Source organism: Bacillus sp. YH3-2-B2 (assembly GCF_053663335.1).
In genome coordinates this window covers 74,184-90,824 of record NZ_JBSJQE010000003.1, presented here as the reverse complement: position 1 = coordinate 90,824, position 16,641 = coordinate 74,184, and the positions used below count along the sequence as shown (strand labels likewise).

Here is a 16,641-nt window from a genome sequence, read left to right as displayed (position 1 = left end):
AAAGGTGGTGTTTTCTTGAAGCGGCAATTTAAACTGTTTTTTATTATATTGATCACTGCGGTCGCAGCCTCGGCGCTTACGCTGTTTATCACGGGCAATACGACCATTTTCGGACAAGGCTCGGCTGCTTTGACGAACAGCAAATTTGAGAAATTCAATAAAGCCTATGAGCAGATTAAAAGTGATTACTATCAAAAAACAGATGACAGCAAATTAATAGACGGAGCGATAAAAGGCATGATCAGTTCCCTGGATGATCCGTATTCTTCTTATATGGATCCTCAGGAAGGAAAGTCGTTTGAAGAAACAATTTCCGCTTCGTTTGAAGGCATCGGCGCACAAGTGGAAGAAAAGGACGGCAGCATCCTGATCGTATCGCCGATTAAAGGGTCACCCGCGGCAAAAGCGGGGGTTAAACCGAATGACCAGATCTTGAAGGTCAACGGCAAAAGCGTTAAAGGCCTTAATGTAAACGAAGCCGTCGCATTAATCCGCGGCAAAAAGGGAACAAACGTCAAGCTTGTGCTGCACAGAGCGGGTGTCGGCGATCTGAACCTGTCGATCAAACGTGACACCATCCCGGTTGAAACGGTGTATTCTGAAATGAAAAAAGGAGACATCGGCGAAATCCAAATCACATCCTTCTCCGAATCGACGGCAAAAGAGCTGAATTCAGCCATTGACAGCCTCGAAAAACAAGGAGCGAAAGGATACATTCTCGATTTAAGGGGCAACCCGGGCGGCCTGATGGATGAAGCCATCAAAATGAGCAATATGTTTATCGATAAAGGGAAAAATATCATGCAGGTCGAATACAAAGACGGCACGAAAGAAGTCATGAAAGCGACGAAAGAGCGCAAAGTGACAAAACCGACAGTCGTCCTCGTCAATGACGGCACCGCGAGCGCCGCGGAAATCATGTCGGCTGCGCTGCATGAATCATCCGGAATTCCGCTGATCGGCGAGAAAACGTTCGGAAAAGGAACCGTGCAGACGGCAAAAGATTACAGCGACGGTTCTACCGTTAAACTGACAATCGCAAAATGGCTGACAGCGGACGGAGAGTGGATTCATAAAAAAGGAATCAAACCGCAATATCTGGTTAAGCTTCCTGAATATGCGAACCTGCCGTATTTAGATGCGAAAAAAACATACAAATACGGGGATTCCGGAACGACCGTCACCAATGCGCAAAAAATGCTGAAAGCGCTGGGGTACAGCGTGAATGTAAACGGCACATATGATAAAGCATTTGAACAAGCAGTCAAACAATTCCAAGCAAAAGAGAAACTGAAACAAACAGGCATTTTAACAGGAGACACAACGGCAAAATTGATGACGGATCTGCAAAAACAGCTTGCGGACAACGATACACAAATGAAAAAAGCCGTTGAAACATTAAATAAGAATATGAAATAGTAAAAAACACCCGATGCGTCGCTCGCGCATGGGGTGTTTTTTGTTTGCGAAAAGCCCGCCTTATGTCGTTTCCTGTTCAAAAAGGTGGCTGTTCGCCTGAATGAAGAACTGTGATTGCTCATAGTGATAGGTGACTTTTGAGAAGTCAAACGGCTGGCCGTTGGTTAAATGAAAAATCGTTTCAACGCAAAGCTTAGGCGCTCCTGTAAACAGACCTAAGTACTCCGCTTCTTCCTCATTTAACATCCCCGCGTACAGATATAAATCTGAAAAACCGCGCTTTAACCCGAGACCTTCTCTAATATAATCAAATATTGATTCTGCCACGATCTCTTTATTCAAATACGTAATAATCGATTTGTTGTAAAATGACTCTTCGATACACAATGTCAGCCCGTCAATATATCGGATTCGCTTGACATAATACACGTCGCCGTCAGGCGGCATATTCAGATTTTGGGCAGCCTCAGGCGTGGGTTTTCTCACTTCCAGCGCTAATAATTTGGAAGTGACATTAAAATCTTCAAGTGATTCTTTAAATCCCTGATTAGAAAGCAGGCTGATATACCCTTTTCTTTTATTCCGTCTGACAAAAATGCCGCTTCCCCTCACTTGAAACACAATCCCCTTTTTTTCTAATAAATCTAAGGACTTGGTGATCGTGCTTTTGCTCACGTTAAACCGGGTCATTAAGGTTTGAAGCACAGGCAGTTTATCCCCTTGCTGCAGCTGATGTTCTTCTATGTATTTTTCAATATCTAACGCGATTTGCTGGTATTTTAACATATACATTCCTCATTCATTTATTGTCCCGCTTCTTTCAGAATTATAGCATAATCGTTTTTAAAAGCCATTTCGTAAATTAACTATAATTGTTTATGTATTGATAAATTATACCGGTACAATTATAATGTAAACGTATAATATGAAAATGAAGGCAGGAATTCTTCTACACTTGTGAAGCGGATGGTTGAAGCTGCTGCAGTGCATTTATTCGGCATGCAAGCGGCAGTCAAATAAAGGAGGATATACACGATGGGGACATTGCCAAAAGATTTTTTATGGGGAGGCGCTCTGGCCGCCCACCAATTTGAAGGGGGATGGAATAAAGGCGGCAAGGGGCCGAGTGTAGTGGACGTCATGACGGCAGGCGCGCATGGTGTGCCCCGGAAAATAACAGATACAATTGAAGAGCGGGAATTTTATCCGAATCATGAAGCGATCGATTTTTATCATCGTTATAAAGAGGACATCGCATTATTCAGCGAGCTGGGCCTGAAATGTTTAAGAACGTCCATCGGCTGGAGCAGAATTTTTCCTAAAGGTGATGAAGCCGAGCCCAATGAGGAAGGATTGGCTTTTTACGACCGGGTGTTTGATGAATTGCTGAAACATGGGATTGAACCGGTAATCACGCTGTCACATTTTGAGATGCCGCTGCATTTGGCGAGGGAATACGGCGGTTTCAGAAACAGAAAAACAGTCGGATTTTTTGTGAAATTCGCTGAAGTGTGTTTTGAACGCTATAAACATAAGGTGAAATATTGGATGACGTTTAACGAAATCAATAATAAGATGGATGTGAATAATCCGATCTTTTTATGGACGAACTCGGGCGTCGCCGTTAAAGAAAACGAAAACGCAAAAGAAGTCATGTATCAGGCCGGCCATCACGAACTGCTGGCAAGCGCATTGGCAGTTTCGAAGGGAAGAGAAATCAATCCCGAGTTCAGGATCGGCGCGATGGTATCACATGTCCCGATTTACCCGTACTCATCTCACCCCGATGATGTGATGCTGGCTGAAGAAACGATGAGACAGCGTTTTTTCTTCCCGGACGTGCAGGTTCGCGGATATTATCCAAGCTATGCGTTAAAAGAGTTTGAAAGAGAAGGCTATCAGATACACTTTGAAGACGGTGATGAAGAGATTTTGAAAAACGGCCGAGTGGACTACCTCGGATTCAGCTATTACATGTCCACTACCGTAAAAAGTGACGTGATAAACGATAATACCGGGGATGTCGTAAACGGAGGATTGCCAAACGGCGTGGAAAATCCTTATATTACAGCGAGTGATTGGGGCTGGGCGATTGACCCGACCGGTTTACGGTACACATTAAACCGCTTATACGACCGCTACCAGATTCCATTATTTATCGTGGAAAACGGATTCGGCGCCATTGACACATTAGAAGAGGACGGTTCAATTCATGACACTTCAAGAATTGAATATTTATCGTCACATATAAAAGCTTTGGAAAAAGCAGTCACATATGATGGCGTGGATGTAATGGGCTATACCCCATGGGGAATTATTGATATTGTGTCATTTACAACCGGAGAAATGAAAAAACGCTACGGCATGATTTATGTTGATCGGGATAATGAAGGCAACGGTTCAATGAAGCGGCTTAAGAAAGACTCATTTGAATGGTATAAAAAAGTGATTGAAACAAACGGCGCATATGTATCCTAAAGGTGTAAAAAGGGAAGGCTTCACCGTTGTGTGAAGCCGGCTTTTTATCAGCGGTTTTGAAAGCGCATTCATTTAAGCGGGAAGGAGGTGACTGTCCGGCTTTTCATTTAGAATCGCTTATAAAAATAAGGAAAGGGATGGTGGTTCATGTTTTTTAAAAAAAGTCTGCACATGACCCTGGTTTTTCTTATGTTTTTCTTTTTCATATCAAGCAGCACGGAAGCCGAAGTGTATGCGGCTGATCGGAAGGCTTCAGACAAAAACAAAGTAAGGGTGTGGTTCAGTTCTGAAAAAGATCCGGCTTCCCGTACGTGGTATGACGGGCCGCTGGAAGTGAAATACGCCTTAGACGAACAAACACCGCTTACATGGACAAAAAAGAAGGCTTCTGACTCCGCCGCCGTGTATATTGATCCGTCGCGCCGCTATCAAAGTGTGTTAGGCGTAGGATCGTCCCTGGAAGAATCCACAATCCATAATTTATCAAAAATGACACCCGCAAAAAGAAAAGAAGTGCTGAAAAAATTGGTTGATCCCAAAGATGGTATCGGCATGGACGTTATGCGCATAACGATCGGGACATCTGATTTTACGGCACAGGAATTTTATACGTATGACGATATGCCTGAAGGCCAAAGAGATCCTAAGCTCCGTCATTTCTCGATCCAAAAGGATATTGATTTACACATTACAGCAACCATCAAGGAAGCGCTGGCGATAAATCCGGAACTGAAAATCATTGCCTCACCGTGGAGCCCGCCGGCTTGGATGAAAACGAATGAAAACCTCAAGCGGGGAAAGCTGAAAGATAAATATATCGGCGCACTGGCCGTTTACTTCCGCAAATTTATTGAGGCGTACGAAAAGCAGGGAATTCCGATTTATGCGATGACCCTTCAAAATGAACCATTGCTGGAAATCGACTATCCGAGCATGTACATGCCGCCGTCTCAGCAGCGCAAACTGGCGATAGCCGTGAAAAAAGAATTGAAAAAACACATAATTGACACGAAAATTTGGATTTATGATCACAATGCGAGCGGGGCGTGGAACTATATTCCGCCGATTTTAGATGATAAAAAAGGAAACCGGGCGGCAGACGGCATCGCTTTTCACGATTATGACGGTGACCTTTCTGTCATGTCGGAAATCGGAAAGAGATATCCTGATCAATCTATTCACTTAACGGAGCGGTCTGTCTGGGGGACGGCAGGGGCGGATCGGATCGCACAGTATTTCCGCAACGGCGCGTCGAGCTACAATGCGTGGGTGACGATGCTCGACAGTCAAATTAAGACGCATCATTGGATAGGCACCCCAGACCCGACGCTGTTTATTCAGGATGCTAAAAACCCTGACCGCTATTGGAATATCCCGATCTTTCATATGACAGGCAACTTTTCAAAATTTATCGACCGGGGAGCAAAGCGGATAGAAAGTAATTACGGCTCCAAAAACACAGTCTCGAATGTATCGTTTCTTAATCCTGATCAATCCATTGTGACAGTCGTAATCAACCAGACATCTTCAGAACAAAAATTCCATGTCGTTTCAGAAAATCGGCAGTTTGAAGCCGTCATCCCGGCAAAAACCGTCGCCACCTACAAATGGCAGCACAAAAAGTAAAAAACCGGCACATTTACGTGCCGGCTTCTTTCTGTTAAGCGCCTTTTTGGTTCAGTTTATCAGTAGGCGCTTTATTGAATAAACCGTCTTTGACGGCGTTTGAAGCCGCTTTTTTTACAAAAAACGGGTTAAGGATAATAACGGCTGCCATGTTAGCGGTCAAACCCCAAAACCCTTCATATATACCGTGGGCGGATTGGGTGATATTTACCGTGAATGTCACGAGAAGACCGACGAGAAGACCGATAATTGTCGCTTCTTTCGTTTGATTCTTCCAAAATAGACTGACGGCGATAGCCGGAAAGATCTGAACCATGCCGGAAACACCGAGAAGCTGAAGGGTAACGAGCGCAGTCGGGAACAGCATGCCGAATAAAAGCGCGAGCCCGATGACGACAAATACCATTGAACGGGTGATCATCGTCAGCTTGCTTGGTGACACATTCGGGTGAATCAAATCCCGATATAAGTTATTCGCAAATAAGTTTGATGCTCCGATGGCCATGATAGAGCAGGGAATCAATGACGCAAGGGCGATCGTGGAGTAAGCAAAGCCCTGCGCGACTCCGCCGTAAGACGTTTGAATCAGCTTCAATAAAGCGAGCCGCGGATTGGTATCTTCCGGCAGGACAAGAAACGCGATAAAGCCGAGAAAGATAACAAGAATCAAAACAATATTATAAAGCGGCAGAAACATGCTGTTTTTGCGGACGGCATCTGCGCTTTTTGCCGTAAATACGCCGGTTGCCGCATGCGCCCACATAAAGAGCGCCAGTGCAGATACGATGGAAGCTGTGATAAACCAAGGAATTCCTTTCGGCCCCGAGTCCGGAATCGTCAGCATTTGCGGCGCTTTTTCAGCCAAAGTGTGAATCATCGGCGTCCAGCCGTGAAAATGGATCAGCGGGAGTGAGACGACCATAAACAGCATAATCACCCACACCAGAATGTCTTTAATAATCGCCGTAAACGTCGGCCCTTTAATCCCGCTGAAAAAAGTATACAGCGCTACAAGAATAAAAGAGATGATGACGACCATATTGACATTAATGACACCCGTTCCGGCCACCTGAAGCGTATCTTGAATCCCGCTCAGCTGGAGACAAATATAAGGAATGAGCATAAGAACGCCGACAATGGCGACAAGACTGGCCAAAAGCTTACTGTCAAAACGCTCACGGGCGTAATCGGCAAGCGTCGTTAATTTATGGATTTTTGCCACTTTCCACAGCTTCGGCAGAAAGAAATAAGCAATAAAATACGCCAAAACAGAATACGGAATTGCAAAAAAAGCTACGCTTCCCCCTGTGTAGGCGGTGCTTGTCAAGCCTAAAAACGTATAAGCCGTATAGAGGTCCGCGCCGACTAAAAACCAGACGAGGAGCCCTCCGAACCGTCTGCCGCCGACAGACCATTCCTCAACAGAAGTACGTGATGATTTGTCTCTTCCGGCTATAAAGCCGATACAGACAACGGTTAAAACGATTACGGCTGTAATGATCAATGCTGTTATATTTGCGGGCATCAGTCCAGTCCTCCTTGTTTCTTCTGCAGCCTATAAATAAGAAACGAACATAATGGAGTGACTGCGATCCATAAAAGCAGCCAGAAATGAAAAAAAGGCAGCCCGATAATGATCGGATGAACCCGATTAGCGACTGACAGCAGGGCCAGCTGGCTGAAAGGGATTAAGATGAGAACGAAAATTAGTGCTTTTCTGACCATTTACTTTCCTCCTGAAACTTGATAATGCTCCTTATCATAGCAGGTGTCAGATAAGATCACAAGATATTTTTCAGAAAAAAAAGAATTCTATTACTTTTTTAACTGAAACACTTTAGTTGCATCTTCATTCATATTAAATTAGAATAGTTAATATCTCGAACTCAAGATATTTAGGAGTGAATACATTGAATACACAAGGATTGCACCATGTTACCGCATTTGCAAAAGATCCTGCTGAAAATCTTCGGTTTTATACTGAAGTGCTGGGTTTGCGGCTTGTTAAAAAAACCGTTAATTTTGACGACCCGGCCACTTATCACTTTTATTTCGGCAACCAAAACGGAGAGCCGGGCACGATCATTACATTTTTTCCTTTTCAGGGAAGCCGCCCGGGAACCGTGGGAAAAGGGCAGGCCGGAAGAATTTATTTTTCCGTGCCGAAAGGAGCACTCGCGTTTTGGAAGCGCCGGCTTGAAGAAAACGGCTTGTCTGTAAAAGAACAGATCATGCTGTCTGAACAAGTCCTTCTCTTTAATGATACAGAAGACCTGCCGCTTGCCATAATGGAAGATGAAAGAAGCGGACAGAGTGAATGGACTCCTTCGGGCATTACTGAAAAAGAAGCGATCACAGGCATGAGAGGTGTTCTTCTGTACTCGTACCGTCCTGAAGCAACCATTCAATTTCTCATAGAACGCTTCGGTTATTCAAAGACAGGAGAAGAAAATCAGATTGTCAGGCTGCAATCGGAGGCGCGGATCGGACATATTATAGATGTTGACCTTGCGCCGAAAGAAGCAGGTGCCGGCGGTTACGGGACAGTTCATCATGTCGCTTTCCGCACGAGCGACAAAGAGCAGGCGGAGTGGAAGGACATTCTTGCTGATTCTCATCTTGCTTCATCTGACATTCTTGACAGGTCTTACTTTACTTCAATCTATTTCAGAGAAAGCGGCGGCATTTTATTTGAAATGGCAACCGATGAACCGGGCTTTATGACGGATGAATCTTTTGAAAATCTCGGAACAGAGCTGAAGCTTCCGGAATGGCTGGAAGAGCATCGCAGTCAGATTACAGCTGTTCTGCCCAAAATGGAGAAAGGAGAATGATGATGAAACATGTGTTTGAACAGGGAACGTCAGAAAATGTTCTGCTGCTTTTGCACGGAACGGGAGGAAATGAACATGATCTTCTGTCGCTCGGACGTTTTATCGATCCGAACGCAAGTCTGCTAGGGGTCAGAGGATCAGTGTCAGAAAACGGCATGCCCCGTTTTTTTAAGCGGCTGAAAGAAGGCGTATTTGACGAGAAAGATTTAATTGAACGGACGGAAGAATTAAAGAATTTCATTGATGAAGCGGCGCAAATGTACGGGTTCAGCAGAGAAAACGTGATTGCTGCCGGCTATTCAAACGGCGCCAATATTGCAGCAAGTCTTTTGTTTCATTATAAAAATGTACTGAAAGGAGCGGTTCTGCATCATCCGATGGTGCCGATACGCGGAGTGAAGCTGCCTGATATGGAAGGGCTGCCTGTGTTTATCGGTGCGGGAAAACGCGATCCCCTATGTACAAAAGAAGAATCGGAGGAGCTTTATCAGTATCTGACAGATGCTCATGCATCCGTTGCTCTTGAATGGCAGGAGGGCGGTCATCAGCTCACACAGCAGGAAGCCGAGCAGGCACGAGCCTGGTACAGTGAGCGATTCCTATAAAAAACCCTTAGTCTGCTTAAGCGGACTAAGGGTTTCTTTCATCTTACAGCCAAGTTGACACTTTAGATACAGGCAGCCGGTTGCTTTTATGCGCCGGCTTAACGGCTTTACCGATTGAAATCAGCATGACGGGCACGAAACGCTCGCTCACGTCGAATTCTTTAACGAATTGCTCTTTATTGAATCCGCCGATCGCGCAAGTGTCGTAGCCTTTTGCTTTAGCGGCAAGCATCAGCTGCATCGCTGCTAAAGAAGCGTTTAAAAATGCTGAATCACGGGCAAACTGATCATTTTGGTATGCACCGTTAATCTGGCCTAAAAGCGTTTGTTTAATCTCTTCTGTGATATTGCCTTGCTCAGCCAGTTCAGCATAAACGTCTTTACCATTTTCATTTGCTTTTAAGTCGCCTAATACGGCAATAACTGCTGATGAATCAATAATCTGTTTTTGATTAAAAGCAACCGGAAGCAGGGCAGCTTTTGCTTCATCACTGTGAAAGACTTGAAAATGCCAATGCTGAAGGTTCCAGGCGGAAGGCGCTTGCGTTGTGATTTCAAGGAGTTCTGTCAATTCCTCTTTTGTAATGACCGCGTCTTTATCGTATTCTTTAACAGATGCGCGTTCCTTTAAAACGTCTAATACGGATGTCATCATGTTTCCTCCTTCGGATAAACGTGTTATCATAATAGAAAAGTTAGAAGCTTACTAAATGTAACTCGAAAACTAATTTTAATGGATCACAAAAAACTTGTCAATTCATAGATGAAGGGATGAACTCACGTGGGATATACAATGTGTCCTAAAATGGAATCCGCTTTTTCTCTTTTGGGAAAGCGCTGGAACGGCCTCATTATCCATGTACTGATGGACGGGCCGAAACGATTTAAAGATATGACCGAAACGATACCGACAATCAGCCAAAAAATGCTCGCGGAGCGGCTCAAAGAGCTGGAACAAAATGAAATCGTCGAGCGTCAGGTGCTGCCTGAAACACCTGTCAAAGTCATTTATAAACTGACTGATAAAGGCATGGCCCTGCAAGCCGTTTTTCAGGAAATGCAAAAATGGGCAGACAGTTTTTGCGAGCCCGGGGGATCTGCGAACGACACATGTGATGAATAATAAAGGCTGCCCAAGGCAGCCTTTTCTTAATGATAATGTTTAATCGTCATAAAAACCATTAATATCAAAATTGTTCAGATTGAGATTCAAGCCTTTTATTGCTTTAATAAAGCATCGAATGTAAGGAAATGATCATTTTTACATTCCGCCGGAACATCGTTTGGAGAAAATAGTTTCATTCCTCCCTCAATCCACTGTTTCCGGTATAACTGAAATGCCGCTTCAATTAAATGATCAGGCGTTACAATAAACCCTAAGCTTACGTCATGGTCCTCACTGTAGCCGAATTCAAACCCGCAGCAAGGGCAGATATCAAATGTTTTTTGATATTCGCCGTTATAAACGGGACTTGTCTCTAATCCTTTAAATCCGCATATCAAACAAGGATACAACTCACTAACCAACGTACATCCCTCTTTTATTCAGTTTGAAATCATCCAAAAAACAAGCAGGGAGGCCTTTTACAGTTTCCCGGTTAAAAACTGAGCCTCACCGAGCCCGAAGCTCCAATCGGCGTTCCCGTTTTCTGTAATGGAAATCATGACGTCCTCGGGTGATATGCCGCATTCTGTTTTAAGCTGCTCAGCCATCAGTTGATATAACGTTTCTTTCTGATGTTCGGTGCGCGCTTTGCTGACAATGCTGATGATGACAAGATCTTTGCTTCTTTTGAAACCGAGCCCGGTATCTTCAATGATAAGCTCATGAGGCCGATGCTGGTGAACGATCTGATAACGGTCCGTTACTGGGACGTCAAAAGCTTTAACCATGGCGTAATGGGCGGTATCCAGTAATTTTTTTAATGCTGCGTCATCCCGGCCTTCAATAACGTCAAAACGAAGTAATGGCATATTTTATTCCCCCTGATGGTTTTATAATGTCGCAACTTGTAAAAAAAGTATAACAGTTAATCAAATTATAACCAAATTGTTTACATGTTAACGTAATATCAAAGAGAGGCACATGTTGTTACAATCGCCCAATCAATTTCCTCATTTTATGAATACGCTTAAGAATAGGCAGACATAAAGGAGGAAAAACATGTACCCTCGTCATGCATTGTATCGCGGGAATTTCGGTCCTGCCGGATTTCCGGCGAGAAGTCCTTTTTTGTTCGGCGCTCCTTTATTCGGCGGATTTTTAGGCGGTCTTCTCGGAGGCGTGATTGCCACAGGTTTTACAAGACCCCGCTATCCTTACGGGTTTGCCGGTTACGGATACGGAGGCGTCCCATACGGCGGTTTCGGGCCGGGAGCCGGCGGTTATCCGCCATTTTATTAAAGAAAAAACGGCCTGCATCGCGCGGGCCGTTTTTTTATCTTAAAATCTCCACTTCCGATAGATTGTAGTCTTCCTGTTTTGAAAACATAACTTCAATCATCCCGTCTTTATAGACTGCTTTTGTTCCTTTCCGTTTGACGAGGCTCGGAAGTACGATTTCTTTTTTTCCTTCTCCCAGGCTGCTGTTCTCTACAACGAGGCTGTGTGACGTATGCTTAATCTTGATACGGTCGAGTTCCTCTTGTTCGGCGGGAATTTTCGCAAAAACATGATCGGATGTTTCAAACAGGTCAATTTCCGGCTTGGGCGGTTCCGCTTCGACCGGATCGGTCTTTTTGGACATCGGGTCGCGAAAAGGGAACTGTCCGGCATAACCGGCGCCGAATACGCTTTCCATCACTCGGTTGACATATGTCTCGACATCTTTCGGATCAGCATTTTTAAACGTTTCTTTAGAGAACTGATTTTGGAAGGGAAAATATCTGTTCCAATCAAACACGGCATCTCACCCTTTCTTAACGGACAACATAGTATATGCCCGCCGGAAGCTTCCCGTGATATAATATAATCTGTTTACAGAAAGGAAGGGGAAGGCCGTGCAAGGGAATAACGTAAGAAAAGGAATCATTTATACCGCTTGTTCTTTCGTCATGTGGGGGCTGTTTCCGGTCTATTGGAAACTTCTTGAACAAATACCCGCATTGGACATTTTAGCTCACCGGATTTTATGGTCATTTGTTTTCATGTGTGTGCTTTTAACTGTGCTTAAGAAGTGGAAAACCGGATGGCGTGAACTGCGTCTTTTGAAATCGGAAGGGGGCCTGCTGGCGCTTTTTTTCGCTTCCGTTTTAATTTCCGTTAATTGGTTTGTGTACATATGGGCCGTCAATCACGGCTTTTTGCTTGAAGCAAGTCTCGGGTACTACATTAATCCGCTCGTTTCCGTTCTTTTGGGCATCCTATTCTTAAAAGAAAAGCTTAACAAGATGCAAACAGCAGCCGTTTCTATTGCCGGGGCGGCCGTGCTCATATCTGCGTTTCAATATGGCGCGGTTCCTTATATCGCATTGCTGCTTGCATTCAGCTTCGGTCTGTACGGCTTATGTAAAAAAAGAACCCGCATGTCCAGCACGATCGGACTGACGCTGGAGACGCTTTTGATTACCCCGGCTGCACTTATTTATTTAGGATATACAGCTGACGGGAGCACTTTTGGGCCCTTGGGGGCAGGAACATGGGCGCTCCTATTTTTCGCAGGCGTATTTACGGCCCTGCCGCTGTTATTGTTTGCAGAGGGGGCAAAGCGTCTGCCGCTGTATCAAGTCGGCATTTTGCAATATATAGCGCCGACCATCACCCTTATGCTTGGCGTATTTGTGTATCATGAACCGTTTTCCGGGCAAAAAGCGTTTACCTTCATTTGTATATGGGCAGCATTGCTTTTGTTTACCTTTTCACAGATAAAATGGAAGCGGCCGATAAAAAGCCGCTAAGCCTTTCGCTTTCCAGCGATAGCTTAAATTATGTATAATCATTACGAGTATGTAAAGGAGCTGTACAATGGGCACTGATAAAGACATAGCAAAAGCCTATCAGGCACTGTGGAATAACCGCACTCTCCCGGCTTCAACCCTTGAAGAAGCGGAAAAGGCGATTGATCTTGAACTGCTTGATCAAAGAACACATCCGAGGCTCCGGAAGTCACCCGAGGAAAAGTTTGCTCTGGCGGTGCAGCGAATTGTAGATTCCCGGCTGCGGCCGATTGAGAAATATGAATTGGTTGAACTACATACGAAGCGTTTGCAATTTTTAAAAGAAGAAAGAGGGGAGCAGCTATGAAAGCGATCATAAAAGAAGATGTGCAAACTTCTTTAGAGCGATATGCCGATCGTCCTGTATATATCCATTTGGAAACAACGACCGGTTCTTATTCAGCGCATCTGAATGAGAAAAATATGACGGTTGTAGCCTATATACGCAATGCAAAAGTGACGTACCATCAGGCGAAAATCAAAGGAAACGGCCCGTACCGCGTCGGTTTGAAAACAGAAGAGGGCTGGATTTACGCAGAAGGTTTGACTGAGTATACAGTAGATGAAGAAGACCGTTTGTTAATGGCGGGGCATCTGCCGGGCGGAAAATTGGCGATTTCGCTTCAAATCAGCGAAAAGCCGTTTACAGTTTAAAGAAAAGGGTGAAAATCATGAAAGAACATGTACTCGTCATCCTGCCTCACCCTGATGATGAATCATACGGAGTGGCAGGACTGATTGCTTTACACAGACAAAAAGATATTCCCGTTACGTATGCATGCGCAACGCTTGGCGAAATGGGCCGGAACATGGGAGATCCCTTTTTCGCGAACCGTGAAACACTGCCGCTGTTAAGAAAGCAAGAGCTGATTGACGCATGCAAAGCAATGGACATTACTGACCTGAGAATGCTCGGGCTTCGTGATAAAACACTTGAATTTGAAGATGACGAGTGGCTCGCGGATATGATGGAAGAGATTATCGACGATGTAAAACCGAGTCTGATTGTCACATTCTATCCGGAGCACGGCGTCCATCCGGATCATGATGCATGCGGCGAAGCGGTCATCAGAGCGCTTTACAGAAAGAAAAAAGAGGACCGCCCGCGCACGCTTTGCATGGCAATCACCCGCAACAGGGAGGAAGCCGTCGGCAAGCCTGATGTCATTCTTGATATTAAAGAGGTTGCCGATATTAAAATGAATGCCTTAAAAGCGCACCGCACCCAAACGGAAGGCATGCTGAGAGAGCTGGAAGAAAAAATTAAAAATAACGAGCCGGTTCTTCAGACATGGTTTGAAGAAGAAGTGTATTGGACATATCCGTGGAAAGACTGATAAAAAAAGGGATAAGGCTGAAATGCCTTATCCCTTTTTTTGTGTCAGATCGGAAGCGATCGCTTCCGCAAGCGAAGACCGTATTGATAAATTTGAAAAACTCAGTCCGAGCTGTACCGCGGTTTGGGCGATTTCAGGGCGGATTCCGGATAATGTCGCTTTCACGCCGAGCATTCCGAGTGATTCAATTAAGGTGAAAAGCTGTTGGGCAACCATCGTATCAACCATGGCTACGCCTGATAAATCAATGTACAGCTGCGTGATGCGCTTCTCTGAACACTGGTGCAGCGTATTCTCCAAAATCATTTTGGCTCTTGCCGTGTCAATATCCCCGATCAGAGGCAGCAGTCCGACATTGTCAAAAAGCACAATGACCGGCGAGCTCAGCTCGGTAATCAATTCTTTTTGCGCTTCAAGCTGAATGTTTGTGTTTTTATACATTTCCTCTATGAAAATATGAATGACCACATCAAACGATTTAATCAGCGTATGGAATATATCTTCGGCATCTTCTTCTGTCACGGTGTCTGAATGAAGTCTGGTAAACTGCTTTACATGGCCGACATACAAATCACGAACTCTGATAAACTCGCGAATGATGTAATGGATGGGAGTTTTTAAATGTTCTTTATCCCGTGCGGCTTCAAACGCCCACTTTTCCAATGCCGCTGTATATACTTCCTTCTCTTCAGAAAAAATCCGATTGAGTTGATAATTAAACGCCAGATTTTGTTTTTTCAGATTTGTGAGAACAGCCGGGTCAGTAGAAGCATAAACAGAATCAGGATCCGTATCATGAAGGGTATCAAACCATGTCTGACTGATGTCCTCCGCCCGTTCGGTTAAATAATCGTACAGCAGTTTATGTTTTGGCATTGCTGCTCCTCCTTTATAAAATCATCATTTTTTTCACATAACGCTTTTGCAGCTTCATCAGTCTGAAGAATAAACCGACAGCTCCTGCGGCAAGTCCTGCAATTAACCCGATCCAGTAGCCGTATGCCCCGAGGCTCGTGTAAGTGCCGACTGCGTAACCGAGCGGAAGCCCGATAATCCAATACGAAACAAAAGCCGCACCGAGTGTATAGTTGACATCCTTATATCCTCTCAGGGCGCCTTGTATCGGAGCTGCTACGGCATCAGAAAGCTGGAAAAACAGCGCATAGATTAAAAAGTGCTGCGTCAACATGAGCACCTCCGGATCTGATGTATACATTCCGGCGATTTGCGGCCTGAACAGTAAAATGAAAGCCGCCGTGCATAAAGAAAAACAAAGGGCCATCACAATGCCGATATAGCTGTATGACCGGGCATCCCTGTAGCGCTTTGCCCCTGCTTCAAAGCCGACTAAAATCGTCATGGCCATAGATACGCTGAGCGGCAGCATATACAAGAGGGAAGCAAAATTCATTGCCGCCTGGTGGGCTGCAATTGTCACCGTCCGGAAATGGCTCATTAGAAGTGTGACAGCCGCAAAAATGCTCGTTTCAAAAAATACCGCAAAACCGATAGGCAAACCGATTTTCAAAAGTTTTCTGCATTCAGACGGAGAAAAACGGTACAGTTTCCGAAAAACAGAGTACCCGGCAAACGGCTCAAATCTGAAGACGATAAAAAAGCTGATGGCGCAAATACACCAGTAAGTCAGGGCGGAAGCGAGCCCCGCACCGACTCCGCCCAATGCCGGCATGTTGAATTTCCCGAAAATAAATACATAATTTAAAACAAAATTAATAGGCAATGAGCAAAGCGTAATAAGCATCGTGACTCGCGTTTTGCCGAGTGCGTCAATAAACGAGCGCAAAACGGCGTACACAAACAAAGGAAAAATACCGAGGGATAAAAAGCCTAAAAAGTGTTTGGCGATCGTCCGGACACGAGGTTCCAGGCCCAAATGTCCCAAGATCATATCAACGGTGAAAAAGCCGATCAGGATAACCGCCGCACTGAGAATGGCCGCTACATAAACGGCCTGGATGACGGAAAACGGCACTTCCTTTCGTCTGCCGGCTCCAAACAGCTGCGAAACAACGGGCGTAACGGCCATTAATATTCCTGCAAGGCCCGTATACACCGGCGTCCACAGGCTTGAACCGATTGCAACACCGGCTAAATCGGCGGCGCTCACTTTCCCTGACATCACCGTATCCAAAAAGGTGATCAGGGAAAGGCCCGCCTGCGTGATTAAAATCGGAATGAAGATATGTAACAGCTGTCTGACCTTTTGGCCGATCGTGTTCGTTTCTCTCAATTTAGGTTCCCCGTTTCTTTATTTTAACGAGAGAAATTATAACATTTTATGTATAAAAAGCAATGAAAGCCGGCCTACTCTTTTTTATCCGGTTTCGGCTTTTTAAACATCTTGGCATAAATGAATGAAAGTGAAATGACCCCTAAAAAGGTGCA

At 44.8% G+C, this 16,641-nt stretch carries 19 protein-coding genes and 1 pseudogene; 11 read left to right on the top strand and 9 right to left on the bottom strand.

Features of this window, described 5'->3' with window-relative positions; all coding sequences use genetic code 11:
- Positions 1–15 precede the first annotated feature (15 nt).
- Positions 16–1,419, top strand: coding sequence for a carboxy-terminal processing protease CtpA (gene ctpA / locus ACWJJX_RS10510; RefSeq protein ID WP_454022970.1), 1,404 nt, complete (start codon positions 16–18; stop codon positions 1,417–1,419).
- A gap of 60 nt (positions 1,420–1,479) precedes the next feature.
- Here ctpA and ACWJJX_RS10505 read toward each other — a convergent pair whose 3' ends face one another.
- Positions 1,480–2,205 (bottom strand): GntR family transcriptional regulator, encoded by a 726-nt coding sequence (locus ACWJJX_RS10505; protein ID WP_071391727.1) that lies wholly within the window; start codon positions 2,203–2,205, stop codon positions 1,480–1,482.
- Between the two features lie 249 nt (positions 2,206–2,454).
- On the opposite strand from ACWJJX_RS10505, the gene bglA reads away from it, so the two are divergent.
- A complete protein-coding gene (bglA, locus tag ACWJJX_RS10500; RefSeq protein WP_454022969.1) occupies positions 2,455–3,897 on the top strand; it encodes a 6-phospho-beta-glucosidase BglA in 1,443 nt (480 codons plus the stop codon).
- 147 nt (positions 3,898–4,044) lie between these two features.
- Positions 4,045–5,523, top strand: coding sequence for a glycoside hydrolase family 30 protein (locus ACWJJX_RS10495; RefSeq protein WP_094246834.1), 1,479 nt, complete (start codon positions 4,045–4,047; stop codon positions 5,521–5,523).
- Between the two features lie 34 nt (positions 5,524–5,557).
- Here ACWJJX_RS10495 and ACWJJX_RS10490 read toward each other — a convergent pair whose 3' ends face one another.
- A complete protein-coding gene (locus ACWJJX_RS10490; RefSeq protein ID WP_094246835.1) occupies positions 5,558–7,048 on the bottom strand; it encodes a sodium:solute symporter family protein in 1,491 nt (496 codons plus the stop codon).
- A complete protein-coding gene (locus ACWJJX_RS10485) occupies positions 7,048–7,248 on the bottom strand; it encodes a DUF3311 domain-containing protein (RefSeq protein ID WP_003153716.1) in 201 nt (66 codons plus the stop codon). The genes ACWJJX_RS10490 and ACWJJX_RS10485 overlap by 1 nt, the downstream gene beginning before the upstream one ends.
- A gap of 185 nt (positions 7,249–7,433) precedes the next feature.
- Here ACWJJX_RS10485 and ACWJJX_RS10480 point away from each other — a divergent pair, with 185 nt between their 5' ends.
- Together ACWJJX_RS10480 and ACWJJX_RS10475 are read left to right on the top strand one after the other, a co-directional pair.
- On the top strand, positions 7,434–8,357 hold the full coding sequence (locus ACWJJX_RS10480) for a ring-cleaving dioxygenase (RefSeq protein ID WP_454022968.1): 924 nt from the start codon (positions 7,434–7,436) through the stop codon (positions 8,355–8,357).
- A gap of 2 nt (positions 8,358–8,359) precedes the next feature.
- Positions 8,360–8,962, top strand: a complete 603-nt coding sequence (locus ACWJJX_RS10475; RefSeq protein ID WP_182068911.1) for an alpha/beta hydrolase — start codon at positions 8,360–8,362, stop codon at positions 8,960–8,962.
- A 43-nt stretch (positions 8,963–9,005) separates the two neighbouring features.
- Here the strand turns inward: ACWJJX_RS10475 and ACWJJX_RS10470 are convergent, their stop codons facing one another.
- Positions 9,006–9,614: a nitroreductase family protein gene (locus ACWJJX_RS10470; RefSeq protein ID WP_182068910.1), complete on the bottom strand. Its 609-nt coding sequence runs from the start codon at positions 9,612–9,614 to the stop codon at positions 9,006–9,008.
- Between the two features lie 129 nt (positions 9,615–9,743).
- On the opposite strand from ACWJJX_RS10470, the gene ACWJJX_RS10465 reads away from it, so the two are divergent.
- Positions 9,744–10,085: a winged helix-turn-helix transcriptional regulator gene (locus ACWJJX_RS10465; RefSeq protein ID WP_003153729.1), complete on the top strand. Its 342-nt coding sequence runs from the start codon at positions 9,744–9,746 to the stop codon at positions 10,083–10,085.
- A 39-nt stretch (positions 10,086–10,124) separates the two neighbouring features.
- On the opposite strand, the pseudogene ACWJJX_RS10460 reads toward ACWJJX_RS10465, so the two are convergent.
- Positions 10,125–10,489, bottom strand: a pseudogene (locus ACWJJX_RS10460) (hypothetical protein).
- Positions 10,490–10,546: 57 nt separating this feature from the next.
- Positions 10,547–10,936 carry a tautomerase family protein gene (locus tag ACWJJX_RS10455; RefSeq protein ID WP_015388106.1) on the bottom strand — a complete coding sequence of 130 codons (390 nt, stop codon included), beginning with the start codon at positions 10,934–10,936 and terminating at the stop codon, positions 10,547–10,549.
- A gap of 190 nt (positions 10,937–11,126) precedes the next feature.
- On the opposite strand from ACWJJX_RS10455, the gene ACWJJX_RS10450 reads away from it, so the two are divergent.
- Entirely contained in the window at positions 11,127–11,366 is a 240-nt protein-coding gene (locus tag ACWJJX_RS10450; protein ID WP_003153736.1) for a hypothetical protein, read from the top strand.
- A gap of 34 nt (positions 11,367–11,400) precedes the next feature.
- Here ACWJJX_RS10450 and ACWJJX_RS10445 read toward each other — a convergent pair whose 3' ends face one another.
- Positions 11,401–11,865 carry a spore gernimation protein GerT gene (locus tag ACWJJX_RS10445; RefSeq protein ID WP_102422258.1) on the bottom strand — a complete coding sequence of 155 codons (465 nt, stop codon included), beginning with the start codon at positions 11,863–11,865 and terminating at the stop codon, positions 11,401–11,403.
- A gap of 97 nt (positions 11,866–11,962) precedes the next feature.
- Here ACWJJX_RS10445 and rarD point away from each other — a divergent pair, with 97 nt between their 5' ends.
- From rarD to bshB2, 4 genes are all read left to right on the top strand, one after another.
- Positions 11,963–12,859 (top strand): EamA family transporter RarD, encoded by an 897-nt coding sequence (gene rarD / locus ACWJJX_RS10440; RefSeq protein ID WP_015388108.1) that lies wholly within the window; start codon positions 11,963–11,965, stop codon positions 12,857–12,859.
- A 67-nt stretch (positions 12,860–12,926) separates the two neighbouring features.
- Positions 12,927–13,205, top strand: a complete 279-nt coding sequence (locus ACWJJX_RS10435) for a hypothetical protein (RefSeq protein WP_003153742.1) — start codon at positions 12,927–12,929, stop codon at positions 13,203–13,205.
- The gene (locus ACWJJX_RS10430) at positions 13,202–13,552 is read left to right on the top strand and encodes a YojF family protein (protein WP_003153743.1); all 351 of its coding nucleotides are present in this window, start codon (positions 13,202–13,204) and stop codon (positions 13,550–13,552) included. Before ACWJJX_RS10435 ends, ACWJJX_RS10430 begins: the two co-directional genes overlap by 4 nt.
- Positions 13,553–13,569: 17 nt before the next feature.
- The gene (bshB2, locus tag ACWJJX_RS10425; protein WP_031379023.1) at positions 13,570–14,235 is read left to right on the top strand and encodes a bacillithiol biosynthesis deacetylase BshB2; all 666 of its coding nucleotides are present in this window, start codon (positions 13,570–13,572) and stop codon (positions 14,233–14,235) included.
- 27 nt (positions 14,236–14,262) lie between these two features.
- Here the strand turns inward: bshB2 and ACWJJX_RS10420 are convergent, their stop codons facing one another.
- Both ACWJJX_RS10420 and ACWJJX_RS10415 read right to left on the bottom strand, forming a co-directional pair.
- Complete coding sequence (locus tag ACWJJX_RS10420; protein WP_070081972.1) at positions 14,263–15,111, bottom strand: STAS domain-containing protein; 849 nt, start codon at positions 15,109–15,111, stop codon at positions 14,263–14,265.
- Between the two features lie 13 nt (positions 15,112–15,124).
- Entirely contained in the window at positions 15,125–16,486 is a 1,362-nt protein-coding gene (locus ACWJJX_RS10415) for an MATE family efflux transporter (protein ID WP_102422259.1), read from the bottom strand.
- Between the last annotated feature and the right edge of the window lie 155 nt (positions 16,487–16,641).